Below are 17,814 nucleotides of genomic sequence, written 5' to 3'. Positions count from 1 at the left end.
TTGTCATTCTGAACCCGGGCAGTGCTCACAATCCTCACGTACTTTCCGTACGCGCCGGTTGTTTCGCGCTCTCCGTGTGCAGACTGACTGCAACAATGACGCCTGATGGGGTAAGCTCTAAAGCGATTTTTGTCGCAGTATAACGGAAACTAACATGCTACAGGTCTATCTTGTTCGTCACGGTGAAACGGTATGGAATGCGGAGCGTCGCATTCAGGGTCAGTCCGACAGTCCGCTGACGGAAAAAGGTGAGCAGCAAGCCTGGCAGGTGGGTGAGCGCGTGAAACATCTGGGCATTACGCACATTATTGCCAGCGATCTGGGGCGTACGCGCCGCACCGCGGAGATTATTGCGGATGCCTGCGGTTGCTCAGTCACGCTTGATCCGCGGTTGCGTGAGCTGAATATGGGGGTGCTGGAGAAGCGTCCGCTGGATGGCTTAACCGCGGAAGAAGAGCAGTGGCGCGCCACGCTGGTCAACGGCACCGAAGGGGGCCGTATTCCTGAAGGGGAGTCGATGACTGAGATGGCGACGCGCATGCACGCCGCGCTGAATGCCTGTCTTGATCTTCCTGCCGGAAGCCGTCCACTGCTCGTCAGTCACGGTATGGCGCTGGGGGCGCTGGTCAGCACGATTCTCGGTCTGCCCGCCTATGCGGAACGTCGTCTGCGTCTGCGTAACTGCTCACTCTCGCGTGTTGATTATCAGCAGAGCGCCTGGCTGGCAGAAGGCTGGATTGTCGAGACGGCGGGGGATATCTCCCATCTGGATGCGCCTGCACTCGACGAGCTTCAACGCTGATCTACTTAAGGCTGCCGTCGCGATGACGGCAGCCTTAACGTCAGCTGGCTACGGTCTGGCGGCGAATGGGAATCAGATATTCGCAACGGATCTCGGTCGGTGGCTCAGCGCGTTTTTTACCGCCATCGGTGTAAAAGCGTTCGATGTCCTGTCCCTGACGGCGGGTCAGCCCCAGCGTCGGCATGCAGGTACCATAGAGCAGCAGGATAAACTCCTGCAGATTGACGCGCGGGCCGGTATAGGTGAACTGCACGTAGTCGCCCGCTTCCAGAATCACGTTCTGCCCGGAGTGCAGGTTGACCGCGCTGTCAGCAGGCACCGCCGTGGTGTAGAGAATCTCCTGCTCATCATCTTTGTCCTGGCTGGCGCGCACCTGATGCAGGCCATACAGTACCGGCGGCACCGTATCGGTTTCCAGCAGGAACTGCTTCCAGAAGTGCATACGCATCTCGTCGCGGTAGCTGGAAATCTGCTCCAGAATACAGGTGTAGTTCTGGGTTTGTCCTACCAGCACCGTCTCCGGCAGGGTGACGTATGCCGGTTCCGGCTGCGTCTCATCGTCCAGCCGAATAGGGGGACGAATACCGAATGAGTTCCAGTCGGAAGAGCGGCGATACCACGCTGGTGTCTGAGCAAACTGTTTTTTGAATGCGCGAGTAAAAGTCTGTTGTGAATCAAAACGATACTGCAGTGCGATGTCCAGAATCGGGCGGCTGGTCAGGCGCAGCGCCACGGCGGCTTTAGACAGACGACGCGCACGAATATAGGCACCTATTGCGTGTCCGGTTACGTCTTTAAACATCCTCTGTAAATGCCATTTAGAGTAACCGGCTTTCTGGGCAACATTGTCCAGTGAAAGGGGTTGATCCAGATGGCTCTCCAGCCAGACAAGCAAATCGCGAATGATACCGGCTTGGTCCATAAAACATCCTCATACTCTGGTGGTGCAGCTAAACGCATTCGAAGAATATTAGCACTCATTGCTCAAAAGACGTGGGCCGTTTTCCGGGGAAGGTTGTGCTAAATCAGTACGGGCTTCAACCCGTTTTGGTTTGGTCATTAACTCGATTAACAGTACATTACATTCTCATCTATTCCATTTGCAATGGTAACTCCATGACAATATTCCGACTTATGATCGCTGCGCTGACCACGCTGACCTTTTCCAGCCCGCTGTTTGCGGAACAGATTGGCTCTGTTGATACGGTATTCAAGATATTCGGGCCTGACCACAAGATTGTCGTTGAGGCTTTCGATGATCCGGACGTTAAAAATGTAACCTGTTATATCAGCCGGGCGAAAACCGGGGGTATTAAAGGTGGACTGGGTCTGGCAGAAGATACCTCTGATGCCGCGATTTCCTGTCAGCAGGTGGGTCCGGTCGAACTGAGTGATAAAATCGCGCAGGGCAAAGCAGAGGGTGAAGTGGTATTCCGCCAGCGCACCTCATTGATCTTCAAGAAGCTGCAGGTTGTACGCTTCTTCGACAAAAAGCGCAACGCCCTGGTCTATCTGACCTATTCCGATAAAGTGGTTGATGGCTCACCGAAAAATGCGATCAGCGCCGTGCCGATTATGCCGTGGCACTGATTATGCCGTCACACTAAGGACAAAAAAAACGCCCGCAGGGGCGTTTTTTATTTGCCGCGTCTGAAAGTGGCTTAATCCTGCAGGTCGCCGCAGAAGCGATAACCTTCACCATGAATGGTGGCGATGATCTCTGGCGTGTCCGGCGTTGATTCGAAATGCTTACGAATACGACGGATGGTGACATCGACAGTGCGATCGTGTGGCTTGAGGTCGCGGCCGGTCATTTTTTTCAGCAGATCGGCACGGGTCTGAATTTTACCCGGGTTTTCGCAGAAGTGCAGCATGGCGCGGAACTCACTGCGTGGCAGTTTGTAGTGCTCGCCGTTCGGGTTGATCAGTGAGCGGCTGTTGATATCCAGCTCCCAACCGTTGAACTTGTAGCTCTCTACCTGACGACGCTCTTCGCCTGGCATGGCCAGATTCATGGTGCGCGACAGCAGGTTGCGGGCACGAATAGTCAGCTCACGCGGATTAAACGGTTTGGTGATGTAGTCGTCAGCGCCAATTTCCAGACCAAGAATTTTATCGACTTCGTTGTCACGGCCGGTCAGGAACATCAGGGCGACATTGGCCTGCTCACGCAGTTCACGGGCCAGCAACAGGCCGTTTTTACCGGGCAGGTTGATGTCCATGATGACCAGGTTAACGTCATTGTCGGTCAGCACCTGATGCATTTCAGCACCATCAGTCGCCTCATACACCACATAACCTTCCGCCTCAAAAATACTCTTGAGGGTATTACGCGTGACCAGTTCGTCTTCAACGATAAGAATGTGCGGGGTCTGCATGTTTAGCTACCTAAAATTTGCCAACAAATTGAAAACAGGGCGTACAGCGGTATGGCGTTCTCCATCATCGAGAGCGGCGGGCCGCGCTGAACCGTTGTACGAAATCATATTTTGATAAGCCATCTATCAACGTCAACAACAGTATTAGCTCAGCCAGTCAGGATGAAAATTGCATGCCCCGGGCGTTAATGATAATGGCGCATATCCTAACTGTATTAACAGCAACCTAACAGCACCAACTACAACCGATAAGCATAAAAACAACGCTTCGTTGACTTATATCAAATGCAATTGTAGCACGTTAACACTTTTGTGAAAAACTTCTCGCAGATTGCCTGTTTAGCTCACAAAAAGCATCATTTTCGTTACATTTTTTACGCAGTCGGGCCAAAATAAAACCCGCCGGAAATCACATTCTATCTCGTTGAAGTTAAATGGTTTAATAATGATTTCTTTAATAAAGCTCGTTTCAGGGATAAAAAGATTCAAGCCATCACTTTTAACCAGTTTTAACATGGTTAACACACGATTTTCTTATTACCTTCTGGCGACTGAATCATTAACAGCCATGTTAATATGGCGTTATGTTAATGGACCAATGGAATAAATATGCTTTTTCCCCTGATTCTCGTCTCGCCCGCGCGGCCAGAAAATATCGGCGCTGCGGCGCGTGCCATGAAAACCATGGGATTCAGTCAGCTGCGCATCGTTGCCAGTGACGCCTGGCAGGATCCCGCCGCGCGCCGGGTGGCACATGGTGCCGGCGAAATTCTCGACAACGTTCAGACCTTTGCAACGCTGGCCGACGCGTTAGCGGACATCGATTTTTCGGTCGCGACCACCGCGCGCAGCCGGGCAAAGTTTCGTTATTACGCCACACCGGAGCAGGTTGAAACGCAACTGCTGGAGAAACGCCAGTGGGTAAACAGTATGGCGCTGGTGTTTGGCCGCGAAGATAGCGGGCTGACCAACGAGGAGCTGGAGCTTGTAGACCTGCTGACCGGCATCCCGATGGCGAATGACTATCCTTCACTCAATCTCGGACAGGCGGTGATGGTCTACTGCTATCAGCTGTCGAAGCTGAATCAGGTTGAGGCATCAAAAGCCTCTGCGGCGGATGGGCAGCAGTTGCAGGCGCTGCGTCAGCGTTTCCATCAGCTGCTGGCGCAACTGGAGGTCAGTGATGATGAGAAGCTGTCAGACTGGATCGATCAGCGGGTGGGGCTGCTGGAACAGCGCGACAGTGCGATGCTGCATCGTCTGCTGCACGATATTGAAAAAAAAATCACAGATAAATCCTCGGCAAAAAGCTGATTTTACAGCAACAGATCGCAGGGAATTTCTGCATCGCAACCGATCGAACAGCGTTTTACGCTTTCACCGGTGGCTGTGCGCAGTGGTGGAAATCTGTCCGCCGGACAAATCGGGTTGACTTAATGTGCGCTTTGCTTTACTTCTGGAAGCAAGACGGACAGACAAAAACAGACAGAAAATAAATCTAAATGCGTAAAACCAGCCTGAACACCACAATTATTACCACCACCATTACCACAGGTAACGGTGCGGGCTGACGCATACAGGAAAAACAGAAAATAAGCCCGCACCTAAACAGTGCGGGCTTTTTTTTCGGCTTAAATTCAGGAGAGTTTATATTATGCGAGTGCTGAAATTCGGCGGGACCTCGGTAGCGAATGCGGAGCGGTTTCTTCGCGTCGCTGACATTCTGGAAAGTAATGCGCAACAAGGACAGGTTGCAACCGTGCTCTCTGCGCCAGCAAAGATCACTAACCATCTGGTGGCGATGATTGAAAAAACCATCAGTGGTCAGGATGCTTTGCCGAATATCAGCGACGCCGAACGCATCTTCAGCGAGCTGTTGCAGGGACTGGCTGACGCGCAGCCGGGCTTTGAGTACGATCGACTGAAAACCCGCGTTGACCTGGAGTTTGCGCAGCTGAAGCAGGTCCTGCACGGTATCAGCCTGCTGGGACAGTGCCCGGACAGCGTCAACGCGGCGATTATCTGCCGCGGTGAAAAACTCTCGATTGCGATCATGGAAGCGCTGCTGCAGGCGCGCGGCCATGAGGTCAGTGTGATCGATCCGGTGGAGAAATTGCTGGCGGTCGGCCACTACCTTGAATCTACTGTCGATATCGCCGAATCAACCCGCCGCATTGAAGCGAGTCAGATTCCGCCGCAGAACATGATCCTGATGGCGGGCTTCACGGCTGGTAACGAGCGAGGCGAGCTGGTCGTACTGGGCCGTAACGGTTCTGACTATTCAGCCGCTGTGCTGGCTGCCTGTCTGCGCGCCGACTGCTGTGAAATCTGGACTGATGTGGATGGCGTCTATACCTGCGATCCGCGTCAGGTGCCGGATGCGCGCCTGCTGAAGTCGATGTCCTATCAGGAGGCGATGGAGCTCTCCTATTTCGGCGCCAAAGTGCTGCATCCCCGCACCATCGCGCCCATTGCCCAGTTCCAGATCCCCTGCCTGATCAAAAACACGGCCAATCCGCAGGCACCCGGCACCCTGATTGGAGCAGAAGGCGAACAGGATGAGAACCCGGTAAAAGGCATCACCAACCTGAATAATATGGCGATGGTCAACGTCTCTGGTCCTGGCATGAAAGGGATGGTCGGGATGGCGGCCAGAGTCTTTGCGGCGATGTCGCGCACCGGCATCTCGGTGGTGTTGATCACCCAATCCTCTTCCGAATACAGCATCAGTTTCTGCGTGCCGCAGAGCGAGCTGGCGCGGGCGCGTCAGGTGCTGGAGGAGGAGTTCTACCTGGAGCTGAAAGATGGCCTGCTGGATCCGCTGGATATCATTGAAAACCTGGCGGTGATTTCAGTGGTGGGCGATGGCATGCGCACGCTGCGCGGCATTTCAGCCAAATTCTTCTCGGCGCTGGCGCGCGCCAATATCAATATTGTGGCGATTGCTCAGGGTTCCTCCGAGCGTTCAATCTCGGTGGTGGTGAACAATGATGAAGTGATCACCGGGGTTCGCGTGGTGCATCAGATGCTGTTCGCCACCGATCAGGTAATCGAAGTGTTTGTGGTCGGCGTCGGCGGCGTCGGCGGCGCGCTGCTGGATCAGTTACATCGCCAGCAGGCGTGGCTGAAGAAAAAGCATATCGACCTGCGCGTCTGCGGCATCGCTAACTCCCGTGCGCTGTTAACCCACGTCCACGGCATCGATTTAAGCAACTGGCAGGCGGCATTAGGCGAAGCGAAAGAGCCGTTCAATCTCGGTCGTCTGACCCGTCTGGTAAAAGAGTATCATCTGCTCAATCCGGTGATTGTGGATTGTACTTCCAGCCAGGCGGTCGCCGATCAGTATGCTGATTTTCTCAGCGAAGGTTTCCATGTGGTGACGCCAAACAAAAAGGCCAACACCTCATCCTGGAATTACTATCAGCAGATGCGCGCCGCCGCTGCCAAATCGCGGCGTAAATTCCTTTATGATACCAACGTCGGCGCCGGACTGCCGGTGATCGAAAACCTGCAGAACCTGATGAACGCCGGTGATGAGCTGCTGCGCTTCTCCGGTATCCTCTCTGGCTCGCTGTCCTACATTTTCGGCCAGCTGGATGACGGAATGTCACTGTCGCAGGCGACAACGATGGCGCGTGAGATGGGCTTTACCGAGCCCGATCCGCGTGACGACCTCTCCGGCACCGATGTGGCGCGTAAGCTGCTGATCCTGGCCCGTGAAGCGGGTCATCAGCTGGAGCTGAGCGACATTGAGATTGAGCCGCTGCTGCCCGCCAGCCTGACCGAAATCCAGGACATTGAGCAGTTTATGCAGCGTCTGCCTGAGCTGGATAACGCTTTTGCCGCCCGGGTTGCGCAGGCGCAGGATGAGGGCAAAGTATTGCGCTATGTTGGCGTGATTGAAGAGGGCGGCATCTGCAAAGTGAAGATCGACGCCGTTGACGGCAACGATCCACTCTATAAGGTGAAAAACGGCGAGAATGCGCTGGCGTTTTACAGCCGCTACTATCAACCGATTCCGCTGGTGCTGCGCGGATACGGTGCAGGAAATGATGTCACAGCGGCTGGTGTCTTTGCCGACCTGCTGCGGACACTGTCATGGAAGTTGGGAGTTTAATCATGGTAAAAATTTACGCACCGGCCTCGATTGGTAACGTCAGCGTCGGCTTCGATGTGCTGGGCGCGGCGGTTTCGCCGGTAGATGGCTCCCTGCTGGGTGACTGCGTCTCCGTGGAAGCGGCAGAGCAGTTTTCACTGACCAACGCCGGACGTTTTGTCAGTAAGCTGCCCGCCGATCCGAAAGAGAATATTGTTTACCAGTGCTGGCAGCGTTTCTGCCAGGAAATCGGCAAAGCGATCCCGGTGGCGATGACGCTGGAGAAGAACATGCCCATCGGCTCCGGGCTGGGTTCCAGCGCCTGCTCGGTGGTGGCCGGTTTAATGGCGATGAACGAGTTTTGCGGCAAGCCTCTCAGCGACAGCACGTTACTGACCCTGATGGGTGAGCTGGAAGGGCGAATCTCCGGCAGCGTGCACTATGATAATGTCGCCCCTTGCTTCCTCGGCGGCATTCAGCTGATGCTGCAGGAGAATGACATTATCAGCCAGGCGGTGCCGGGCTTTGATGACTGGCTGTGGGTGATGGCCTATCCGGGCATTAAAGTCTCAACCGCAGAAGCGCGCGCCATTTTACCGGCGCAGTACCGCAAAGAGGACTGCATCAGGCATGGCCGCTTGCTGGCTGGCTTCATTCACGCCTGCCATACGCGTCAGCCGCAGCTGGCAGCTAAACTTATGCAGGATGTGATTGCCGAACCTTACCGGACCCGGCTGCTGCCAGGCTTCACCGAGGCGCGGCAGGCCGCGAAAGATATTGGCGCACTGGCGTGCGGTATCTCAGGCTCTGGTCCGACACTTTTCGCCGTTTGCAATCAGATGGAAACGGCACAGCGGATGGCTGACTGGCTGAGCCAGCACTATCTGCAGAATGATGAAGGCTTCGTCCATATCTGCCGTCTCGACACGGCTGGCGCACGACAATTGGGATAACGCATGAAACTCTACAATCTTAAGGATCACAACGAGCAGGTCAGCTTCGCCCAGGCGGTGAAACAGGGTCTGGGTTCGCAGCAGGGTCTGTTCTTTCCGCTGGAACTGCCGGAGTTTGAACTGACCGACATCGACGCGATGCTGGAGATGGATTTTGTCAGCCGCAGCAGCAAAATTCTCTCGGCTTTCATTGGTGACGAGATTCCGGCCCAGCAGTTGCATGAGCGTGTTAAAGCCGCTTTTGCTTTTCCGGCCCCGGTGAAAGCCGTCAGCGAAGATATCGCCTGTCTGGAGCTGTTCCACGGCCCGACGCTGGCGTTTAAAGATTTCGGCGGCCGTTTTATGGCGCAGATGCTGTCGTATGTCTCAGGCTCAGATGAGCAGATCACCATTCTCACCGCCACCTCCGGTGATACCGGCGCGGCCGTGGCGCACGCCTTTTACGGCATGAAGAACGTGCGCGTGGTGATCCTCTATCCGCAGGGCAAAATCAGTCCGCTGCAGGAGAAACTCTTCTGTACCCTGGGCGGCAACATCGAAACCATCTCTATCGACGGCGATTTTGATGCCTGCCAGTCGCTGGTGAAACAGGCGTTTGATGATGAAGAGCTGAAGCGCGCGATTGGCCTGAACTCGGCTAACTCCATCAACATCAGCCGCCTGCTGGCGCAGATCTGCTACTACTTTGAAGCGGTCGCGCAGCTGCCACAGGAAAAACGTAATCAGCTGGTGGTGTCAGTGCCGAGCGGCAACTTTGGTGATTTGACCGCCGGTCTGCTGGCGAAATCGCTGGGCCTGCCGATCAAACGCTTTATCGCCGCCACCAACGCCAACGACACGGTGCCGCGCTTCCTGGGCAACGGCGAGTGGCAGCCAAACCAGACGGTCTCTACGCTGTCGAATGCCATGGATGTCAGCCAGCCTAATAACTGGCCGCGTGTGGAAGAGCTGTTCCGCCGTAAAACCTGGCGCTTAACCGATCTGGCCTGTGGTGCGGTCTCGGATGAGACCACGCGCGCCGCCATGCGTGAACTGGCTGAGATGGGCTACATTTCCGAGCCGCATGCCGCCATTGCCTGGCGTCTGTTGCGCGATCAGCTGCAGGAAGGGGAGTATGGTGTGTTCCTGGGAACCGCGCATCCGGCGAAATTCCGCGAAAGTGTGGAAGCGATCCTTGAACAGACCCTGACGCTGCCGCCGGAGTTAGCGGAGCGCGCCGACCTGCCGCTGCTGTCGCATCAGATGAAGGGTGATTTCGCCTCGCTGCGGGCGTTTCTGCTGAAGTAAACCTGTGAAAGGCTTCCCGGTTGCGGGAAGCCTGTTTGTGGAAAGCAGAGGGCGCGGGGTGTTACTGCTCTGCGCGCTTAAAGACCAGCTCGCTCTCGCTGCTGCTGGCTGCATCAAAACGATAGCCATCCAGATCAAACGCCTTTAGCTGTTCCGGCTTCGTCAGGCGCTGCTGAATCACATAGCGACTCATTAATCCACGCGCCTTTTTGGCATAGAAGCTAATCACTTTGTAACTGCCATTCTTTTCGTCGAGGAACACCGGCTTAATCATCTGTGCCCGCAGCGTCTTCGGCTTAACGGCCCGGAAATATTCGTCCGAGGCGAGGTTGATCAGCACCTCATCGCCCTGTTCCGCCAGTGCGGCATTCAGCGTTTCAGTGATGAGATCGCCCCAGAAGGTGTAGAGATCTTTGCCCGCCGGATTCGCCAGGCGAATGCCCATCTCCAGACGGTAAGGCTGCATTAAATCGAGTGGACGCAGTACGCCATACAGGCCTGATAACATACGCAGGTGCTGCTGAGCAAAATCGAAATCCTGATCGCTGAAGGTCTCTGCCTGTAAACCGGTGTAGACATCACCTTTGAACGCCAGGATAGCCTGACGGGCATTCTTAGGGGAAAAATCGGGCTGCCAGCTGTTAAAGCGCTCGGCATTGAGGTGCGCCAGTTTATCGCTGATGCCCATTAACGAGGCGATGCTGGCGGGTGACAGCTCGCGCGCAATTTCAATCAGCTGTTGTGACTTTTCTAACAGCGCAGGCTGGGTGAAACGCGTTGTCGCCAGCGGGCTTTCATAATCCAGCGTCTTGGCGGGAGAGATCACCATCAACATAGTTGCTTCCTCGGTTAATGCCTGGTTTAACAGGGCATTGGCTGCTTATCAGGCTTCGCAGTGTACCAAAAAAGCCGCAAAGAATGACGAATCACACCTATTTGTTCGCGCTATCGTAAACGGCATTCCCTGACCTTGCGCCACCGTTGCCGCGTGATATTATCGCAACAGCCTTTTTTCACACTGACAGTTAACTAAGAGAAAAGAACATGACGGACAAACTTACCTCCCTGCGTCAGCTCACCACCGTCGTCGCCGACACCGGTGATATTGCAGCCATGAAGCTGTATCAGCCACAAGACGCCACCACCAACCCTTCTCTGATTCTCAACGCCGCGCAAATTCCTGAATACCGTAAACTGATCGATGAAGCGATCGGCTGGGCGCGTGATCAGAGCAGCAACAAAGAAGAGCAGCTGCAGCTGGTTTCTGACAAGCTGGCCGTGAACATTGGTCTGGAAATCCTCAAACTGATCCCAGGCCGCATCTCGACGGAAGTGGATGCGCGTCTCTCTTACGACACTGAAGGCAGCATCGCCAAAGCCCGCAGCCTGATCAAACTCTACAATGATGCCGGTATCAGCAACGACCGCATCCTGATCAAATTGGCCTCTACCTGGCAGGGCATCCGTGCTGCAGAGCAGCTGGAAAAAGAGGGTATCAACTGTAACCTGACGCTGCTGTTCTCCTTTGCTCAGGCGCGTGCCTGTGCTGAAGCGGGCGTGTTCCTGATCTCTCCGTTTGTTGGCCGTATCCTCGACTGGTACAAAGCCAATACTGACAAGAAAGAGTATGCCGCGCACGAAGATCCAGGCGTGGTTTCAGTTTCTGAAATCTACAACTACTACAAGCAGCACGGCTATGAAACCGTGGTGATGGGCGCCAGCTTCCGTAACGTCGGCGAAATTATCGAGCTGGCTGGCTGTGACCGTCTGACCATTTCTCCTGCGCTGCTGAAAGAGCTGGCGGAGAGCGAAGGCACCCTGGAGCGTAAACTGAGCTACAGCGGCGAAGTGAAAGCGCGTCCGGCGCGCATGACCGAGTCTGAGTTCCTGTGGCAGCACAACCAGGATCCGATGGCGGTTGCGAAGCTGGCAGAAGGTATCCGCAATTTTGCCGTTGATCAGGGCAAACTTGAGAAGATGCTGGCAGAACTGCTGTAATCTGTTGACCGTGGCGGCGCAGGCTGCCACGGTTTTCCCTTTTCCGACCCTTTCACTTTATATTATCCTCTCGGCTATTCCCCTTTTACTCCAACCGCACCGCGGTAAATCACAGCGAAGCTAATCATGAATACATTACGCATTGGCCTGATCTCGGTCTCCGATCGCGCCGCGAACGGCATTTATCAGGATCAGGGTATTCCCGCGCTGGAGAGCTGGCTCGGCAGCGCAATCAGCAGCCCGTTTGAGATTGAGTCCCGACTGGTGCCCGACGAGCAGCCGATGATTGAGCAGGCGATTTGCGAACTGGTCGATGAACGTTTTTGCCATCTGGTGTTAACCACTGGCGGCACCGGTCCGGCCCGACGTGATGTCACGCCCGATGCCACCTTAGCCGTTGCCGATCGTGAAATGCCTGGTTTTGGTGAGCAGATGCGCCAGATTAGCCTGCAGTTCGTGCCGACCGCGATTCTGTCGCGTCAGGTCGGGGTGATCCGCAAACAGTCGCTGATCCTCAATCTGCCTGGTCAGCCGAAGTCGATCAAAGAGACGCTGGAAGGGCTGAAGGATGAGCAGGGCAACGTAAAAGTTCACGGCATCTTTGCATCTGTACCTTATTGTTTACAGTTGCTGGAAGGGCCTTACATCGAAACGCATTCCGGCGTAGTAGCAGCATTTCGGCCTAAAAGCGCGATACGTGAGATAAATAACTAAATATTCCCCATTTCAGGCATAAGCTATAGCCTTGCTGGTGTGGCAAAAGATTGACGGTATAGTAATAAGATCTTTACAACCTTATCTCTTTTGCCTCTGGAATATTATGAATCCGACTCACACTCAGCGTCTGACCGGTAAGGATTACAAGACCCTGGCGCTGGCCGCGCTGGGCGGCGCGCTGGAATTCTACGACTTCATTATCTTCGTCTTCTTCGCCACCGTGATTGGCGAACTCTTTTTCCCTTCGGATATTCCGGAATGGCTGCGTCAGCTGCAGACGTTTGCCATTTTTGCCGCAGGCTATCTGGCTCGTCCGCTGGGCGGCATCGTGATGGCGCATTTTGGCGATAAGCTCGGGCGCAAAAAGATGTTCAGCCTGAGCATTCTGCTGATGGCGCTGCCGACCCTGATGATGGGCGCTTTACCCACCTGGCAGACGATTGGTATTGCTGCGCCACTGCTGATGCTGCTGATGCGGATGTTACAGGGCGCGGCGATTGGCGGTGAAGTGCCGGGCGCCTGGGTGTTTGTCGCGGAACACGTGCCCTATAAACGTATCGGCATCGCCTGCGGCACGCTGACGGCCGGGCTGACTATCGGCATTTTACTGGGGTCGCTGGTAGCCACGCTGATCAATACCTCAATGTCGCAGCAGGCGATCCATGATGGCGGCTGGCGCATCCCGTTCTTCCTCGGCGGCGTGTTCGGGCTGATCGCGATGTACCTGCGTCGCTGGCTGCATGAGACGCCAGTGTTTATCGAGATGCAGCAGCGTAAAGCGCTGGCTGAAACTCTGCCGCTGAAGACCGTGCTGGCAGAGCATAAAAAGTCGATTGTCATCTCTATGCTGCTGACCTGGCTGCTCTCCGCCTGCATCGTGGTGGTGATCCTGATGTCGCCGGTCTGGCTGCAAAAACAGCAGGGCATCGCGCCTGCGCTGACCCTGCAGGCCAACAGCATCGCCACCGTGATGCTCTGCATTGGCTGCATTATTGCCGGACTCGCGGCCGATCGCTTTGGTGCCAGTCGTACGCTGTGTGTCGGCAGCCTGCTGCTGGCGATCTGTAGCTGGCAGTTTTATCACCTGACCGCCCTCTATCCACAGCAGCTCTTCCTGCTTTATGGCGTGGCGGGTCTCAGCGTCGGTATCGTCGGCGTGGTGCCCTTTGTGATGGTGCGCGCCTTTCCGGCAGAAGTGCGTTTTACCGGACTCTCATTTTCCTACAACCTCTCCTATGCGATCTTCGGCGGGCTGACACCCATCTTTGTGTCGCTGCTGATGAACGTCTCAGAGATGGCACCCTGCTGGTATGTGATGGCGCTGGCGCTGGTGGGATTGCTGACGGGGATCTGGCTGCGGCGTGATGTCAGCCACGAGCCTGGCCTGCAGCAGGGGATTAACTCTTTGTAATGCGGGGACGCGGAGCCAGGCTCCGCGTCTTTTTTATGCGTAAAGGCAGGCTTAGAGTGGTTTCGCGCCAATCGGCAGAATGGTGCGGCCAAAGGTTTCGTTCAGCACTTCACCCATCGCCAGATAGCAGGCGCTGGCACCACAGAGTATCCCGACCCAGCCCGCGGAGACCACCAGCGCCGACAGGTGCATAAGATGAGCCACGGCCAGCAGCAGAAACAGCAGCGTGAGCGAGCCGAAAACAAACTGCAGCATCCGCGCACCTTTCAGCGTACCGACGAACATAAACAGCGTGAAAATGCCCCACAGTGTCAGCCAGGCCCCCAGGAAACGTTCGTCTGGCACTTTTGCCAGTCCCATTTCAGGTAACAGCAGGATCGCCACAAAGCTTAACCAGAACATGCCGTAAGAGGTAAAGGCGGTCAGCCCGAAAGTGTTGTTCTTTTTAAACTCCAGCAGACCGGCCAGCACCTGCGCAATCCCCCCATAAAAAATGCCCATGGCTAAAATCGCCACGTCCATGGCAAACAGGCCCGTGTTGTGCAGGTTCAGCAAAATGGTCGTCATGCCAAATCCCATTAATCCCAGCGGGGCAGGGTTAGCCAGCGTTGAATTTGCCATAGTTCCTCGGCAGTAAAATGATCGTTGATGTAATAAACGGATTCCGTCCTGCTCCCTGAGGGGAACAAGGCGACGCATCATATTCAGCGTTGTGGCAGCGTTCTTTGATCCCGACAGGGCCAAAGGTAAAAATTTTTTTTTGGTTTAGCCCTTGATGCGCATCGAAGCGGCCCCATTTACTTGTCATCGAGCGTTGTGAACGTTGGAAAAAAAGCATGTGCTGGCAGTTGAATGCAAACAACCCGCCCACATAAAAGGTTCACAACCCAAATTGGCAACGAATTTAAGTGGGAGATGTTTAGATGGGTAAGATTATTGGTATTGACCTGGGTACAACCAACTCTTGTGTTGCGATCATGGATGGCACTAAAGCACGCGTGCTGGAAAATGCCGAGGGCGATCGCACCACGCCTTCAATTATTGCGTATACACAGGATGGCGAAATTCTGGTCGGTCAACCGGCTAAACGTCAGGCAGTGACCAACCCGCAGAATACCCTGTTCGCAATTAAGCGTCTGATCGGTCGTCGCTTCCAGGACGAAGAAGTACAGCGTGATATTAAAATCATGCCGTACAAAATCACCGGCGCTGACAACGGCGACGCATGGCTGGAAGTGAAAGGTCAGAGAATGGCACCGCCGCAGATCTCTGCTGAAGTGCTGAAGAAAATGAAAAAGACCGCCGAAGATTACCTCGGTGAGCCAGTGACTGAAGCGGTTATTACCGTACCTGCTTACTTCAACGATGCGCAGCGTCAGGCAACCAAAGACGCCGGCCGTATCGCAGGTCTGGAAGTCAAACGTATCATTAACGAACCGACTGCTGCTGCACTGGCATACGGTCTGGATAAAGGCCAGGGTAACCGCACCATCGCGGTTTATGACCTGGGTGGCGGTACCTTCGATATCTCAATCATTGAGATTGACGAAGTTGACGGCGAAAAAACCTTTGAAGTTCTGGCGACCAACGGTGATACCCACCTGGGTGGTGAAGACTTCGATAGCCGCCTGATTAACTATCTGGTTGCTGAATTCAAGAAAGACCAGGGCATCGATCTGCACAACGATCCACTGGCGATGCAGCGTCTGAAAGAAGCGGCAGAGAAAGCGAAAATCGAACTTTCTTCTGCACAGCAGACCGACGTTAACCTGCCATACATCACGGCAGATGCGACCGGTCCTAAACACCTGAACATCAAAGTGACCCGCTCTAAACTGGAGTCACTGGTTGAAGATCTGGTTGCTCGCTCAATCGCGCCACTGAAAGTTGCGCTGCAGGATGCCGGACTGTCTGTTTCAGACATCAACGACGTTATCCTGGTGGGTGGTCAGACTCGTATGCCACTGGTTCAGGCCAAAGTGACTGAGTTCTTCGGTAAAGAGCCACGTAAAGACGTGAACCCGGACGAAGCGGTCGCGGTTGGTGCTGCGGTTCAGGGTGGTGTACTGGGTGGCGACGTGAAAGACGTGCTGCTGCTGGACGTTACCCCGCTGTCACTGGGTATCGAAACTATGGGTGGCGTGATGACTTCGCTGATCAGCAAGAACACCACCATCCCAACCAAGCACAGCCAGGTCTTCTCGACTGCTGAAGATAACCAGTCAGCCGTGACCATTCACGTGCTGCAGGGTGAGCGTAAGCGCGCCAATGACAACAAGTCACTGGGCCAGTTCAACCTCGACGGTATCCAGAACGCGCCACGCGGTCTGCCGCAGATCGAAGTGACCTTCGACATCGATGCGGATGGTATCCTGCACGTGTCGGCGAAAGATAAGAACAGCGGTAAAGAGCAGAAAATCACCATCAAAGCCTCTTCAGGTCTGAGCGATGAAGAGATCCAGAAAATGGTGCGTGATGCGGAAGCGAACGCTGAATCTGACCGCAAGTTCGAAGAGCTGGTACAGACGCGTAACCAGGGCGATCAGATTGCCCACAGCACGCGTAAGCAGCTGGAAGAAGCGGGCGAAAAACTGTCAGCTGATGACAAAGCGCCAATCGAAGCCGCTCTGGCCGCGCTGGAAACTGCGCTGAGAGGCGAAGACAAAGCGGAAATCGACGCCAAAATGCAGGCGCTGATGGAAGTGTCCGGCAAACTGATGGAAGCAGCACAGCAGTCTCAGGCGGGTGCAGCGGATGCCGGTGACGCGTCAGCGAAGAAAGATGACGACGTTGTCGATGCTGAATTCGAAGAAGTGAAAGACAACAAGAAATAATTGCCCCTGACCGGGCGCGACGGTTGGCCTGACAGCCGTTGAAACCAGCACGGGCGTAGGAGATCTCTCCACGCCCGTGCGATCATGTTAAGGGCTAAATAAACATGGCGAAGAGTGATTACTACGAGATTTTAGGCGTCGCCAAATCCGCGGACGAGCGTGAAATCAAAAAGGCTTACAAACGCCTGGCAATGAAATTTCACCCGGACCGTAATCCCGGTGACAAAGAAGCCGAAGCCAAATTCAAAGAGGTCAAGGAAGCGTACGAAATCCTGACCGATGCGCAGAAGCGTGCGGCCTACGATCAATATGGTCATGCAGCCTTTGAACAGGGCGGTATGGGTGGCGGTGGATACGGCGGCGGCGGCTTTGGTGGCGGCGGCGCAGACTTCAGCGATATCTTTGGCGACGTGTTCGGTGACATCTTTGGTGGTGGACGCCGTCAGCGCGCATCCCGTGGCGCCGATTTACGCTACAACATGGAGCTGTCGCTGGAAGAAGCGGTACGCGGCGTGACCAAAGAGATCCGCATTCCAACGCTGGAAGAGTGTGACGTCTGCCACGGCAGCGGCGCGAAAGCGGGAACGCAGCCACAAACCTGTTCAACCTGTCACGGTGCAGGCCAGGTGCAGATGCGCCAGGGCTTCTTCACCGTTCAGCAGGCCTGTCCGACCTGTCATGGTCGCGGCTCGGTGATTAAAGATCCGTGCAACGCCTGTCATGGTCATGGCCGCGTTGAGAAGTCGAAAACGCTGTCAGTGAAAATCCCGGCAGGGGTCGACACCGGCGATCGCATTCGTCTGAGCGGCGAAGGCGAAGCGGGCGAGCAGGGCGCACCAGCAGGCGATCTCTACGTTCAGGTCTCGGTGAAGAAACACCCGATCTTCGAGCGTGAAGAGAACAATCTTTACTGTGAAGTGCCGATCAACTTTGCGATGGCAGCGCTGGGCGGTGAGATTGAAGTACCGACCCTGGATGGTCGCGTGAAGCTGAAAGTGCCGTCAGAAACTCAGACCGGCAAGCTGTTCCGCATGCGCGGACGTGGTGTGAAATCTGTGCGTGGCGGCGCGGTCGGCGATCTGCTGTGTCGTGTCGTGGTGGAAACACCGGTCAGCCTGAATGAGAAACAGAAAGCGCTGTTGCGTGAACTGGAAGAGAGTTTTGGCGGTCCGAGCGGTGAGCATAACAGCCCACGCTCCAAGAGTTTTTTCGACGGCGTGAAAAAATTCTTTGATGATCTGACTCGTTAATTCTGCCTGATAAAAAGCGGAGCCCCGGCTCTGATGCCAGTCAGTTAAGCGACAGGTGATAACGCAGTCTGGTGCCGCGCAGGGGCTG

16 protein-coding genes and 1 other annotated feature are annotated in these 17,814 nt (G+C 55.0%); of the genes, 12 read left to right on the top strand and 4 right to left on the bottom strand.

Features of this window, described 5'->3' with window-relative positions:
• The first annotated feature begins 154 nt into the window (after positions 1–154).
• Complete coding sequence (gene gpmB, locus ACK13D_RS21105; RefSeq protein WP_010253664.1) at positions 155–802, top strand: 2,3-diphosphoglycerate-dependent phosphoglycerate mutase GpmB; 648 nt, start codon at positions 155–157, stop codon at positions 800–802.
• 40 nt (positions 803–842) lie between these two features.
• On the opposite strand, the gene robA is transcribed toward gpmB, so the two are convergent.
• A complete protein-coding gene (robA, locus tag ACK13D_RS21100; RefSeq protein ID WP_010253667.1) occupies positions 843–1,724 on the bottom strand; it encodes an MDR efflux pump AcrAB transcriptional activator RobA in 882 nt (293 codons plus the stop codon).
• A gap of 194 nt (positions 1,725–1,918) precedes the next feature.
• On the opposite strand from robA, the gene creA reads away from it, so the two are divergent.
• Positions 1,919–2,392 carry a protein CreA gene (creA, locus tag ACK13D_RS21095; RefSeq protein WP_010253671.1) on the top strand — a complete coding sequence of 158 codons (474 nt, stop codon included), beginning with the start codon at positions 1,919–1,921 and terminating at the stop codon, positions 2,390–2,392.
• Between the two features lie 71 nt (positions 2,393–2,463).
• Here the strand turns inward: creA and arcA are convergent, their stop codons facing one another.
• The gene (gene arcA / locus ACK13D_RS21090; protein WP_010253677.1) at positions 2,464–3,180 is read right to left on the bottom strand and encodes a two-component system response regulator ArcA; all 717 of its coding nucleotides are present in this window, start codon (positions 3,178–3,180) and stop codon (positions 2,464–2,466) included.
• A 609-nt stretch (positions 3,181–3,789) separates the two neighbouring features.
• Here arcA and ACK13D_RS21085 point away from each other — a divergent pair.
• The 5 genes from ACK13D_RS21085 to thrC all read left to right on the top strand — a co-directional run bounded on the left by ACK13D_RS21085 (position 3,790) and on the right by thrC (position 9,516).
• On the top strand, positions 3,790–4,494 hold the full coding sequence (locus ACK13D_RS21085; protein WP_418797013.1) for a tRNA/rRNA methyltransferase: 705 nt from the start codon (positions 3,790–3,792) through the stop codon (positions 4,492–4,494).
• Between the two features lie 188 nt (positions 4,495–4,682).
• A complete protein-coding gene (thrL, locus tag ACK13D_RS21080) occupies positions 4,683–4,751 on the top strand; it encodes a thr operon leader peptide (protein WP_122889305.1) in 69 nt (22 codons plus the stop codon).
• Positions 4,690–4,808: a sequence feature (Thr leader region), on the top strand. Its footprint overlaps the gene before it by 62 nt.
• Before the next feature lie 26 nt (positions 4,809–4,834).
• A complete protein-coding gene (gene thrA / locus ACK13D_RS21075) occupies positions 4,835–7,297 on the top strand; it encodes a bifunctional aspartate kinase/homoserine dehydrogenase I (RefSeq protein ID WP_010671695.1) in 2,463 nt (820 codons plus the stop codon).
• A gap of 2 nt (positions 7,298–7,299) precedes the next feature.
• A complete protein-coding gene (gene thrB, locus ACK13D_RS21070; RefSeq protein ID WP_010671694.1) occupies positions 7,300–8,229 on the top strand; it encodes a homoserine kinase in 930 nt (309 codons plus the stop codon).
• 3 nt (positions 8,230–8,232) lie between these two features.
• Positions 8,233–9,516, top strand: coding sequence for a threonine synthase (thrC, locus tag ACK13D_RS21065; RefSeq protein ID WP_010671693.1), 1,284 nt, complete (start codon positions 8,233–8,235; stop codon positions 9,514–9,516).
• Positions 9,517–9,577: 61 nt separating this feature from the next.
• Here the strand turns inward: thrC and yaaA are convergent, their stop codons facing one another.
• Entirely contained in the window at positions 9,578–10,351 is a 774-nt protein-coding gene (yaaA, locus tag ACK13D_RS21060; RefSeq protein WP_010253688.1) for a peroxide stress protein YaaA, read from the bottom strand.
• Positions 10,352–10,560: 209 nt separating this feature from the next.
• Here yaaA and tal point away from each other — a divergent pair, with 209 nt between their 5' ends.
• From tal to ACK13D_RS21045, 3 genes are all read left to right on the top strand, one after another.
• Positions 10,561–11,514 carry a transaldolase gene (gene tal / locus ACK13D_RS21055; protein WP_010253690.1) on the top strand — a complete coding sequence of 318 codons (954 nt, stop codon included), beginning with the start codon at positions 10,561–10,563 and terminating at the stop codon, positions 11,512–11,514.
• Positions 11,515–11,640: 126 nt separating this feature from the next.
• On the top strand, positions 11,641–12,228 hold the full coding sequence (gene mog / locus ACK13D_RS21050) for a molybdopterin adenylyltransferase (RefSeq protein WP_172608955.1): 588 nt from the start codon (positions 11,641–11,643) through the stop codon (positions 12,226–12,228).
• A gap of 106 nt (positions 12,229–12,334) precedes the next feature.
• On the top strand, positions 12,335–13,642 hold the full coding sequence (locus ACK13D_RS21045) for an MFS transporter (protein WP_033770945.1): 1,308 nt from the start codon (positions 12,335–12,337) through the stop codon (positions 13,640–13,642).
• Between the two features lie 51 nt (positions 13,643–13,693).
• Here the strand turns inward: ACK13D_RS21045 and satP are convergent, their stop codons facing one another.
• Complete coding sequence (satP, locus tag ACK13D_RS21040) at positions 13,694–14,263, bottom strand: acetate uptake transporter (RefSeq protein WP_061703623.1); 570 nt, start codon at positions 14,261–14,263, stop codon at positions 13,694–13,696.
• Positions 14,264–14,565: 302 nt separating this feature from the next.
• Between satP and dnaK the strand changes: the two genes are divergently transcribed.
• Both dnaK and dnaJ read left to right on the top strand, forming a co-directional pair.
• Positions 14,566–16,476 carry a molecular chaperone DnaK gene (gene dnaK / locus ACK13D_RS21035; protein ID WP_052271120.1) on the top strand — a complete coding sequence of 637 codons (1,911 nt, stop codon included), beginning with the start codon at positions 14,566–14,568 and terminating at the stop codon, positions 16,474–16,476.
• 104 nt (positions 16,477–16,580) lie between these two features.
• Positions 16,581–17,726 (top strand): molecular chaperone DnaJ, encoded by a 1,146-nt coding sequence (dnaJ, locus tag ACK13D_RS21030; protein ID WP_010253699.1) that lies wholly within the window; start codon positions 16,581–16,583, stop codon positions 17,724–17,726.
• The last annotated feature ends 88 nt before the right edge of the window (positions 17,727–17,814 follow it).

It is taken from the genome of Pantoea sp. K16, from assembly GCF_048452805.1.
Classification (GTDB): Bacteria; Pseudomonadota; Gammaproteobacteria; order Enterobacterales; family Enterobacteriaceae; genus Pantoea; species Pantoea agglomerans.
Note: the sequence above shows the minus strand (reverse complement) of the source record. Positions and strands in the feature narration are given on the sequence as shown.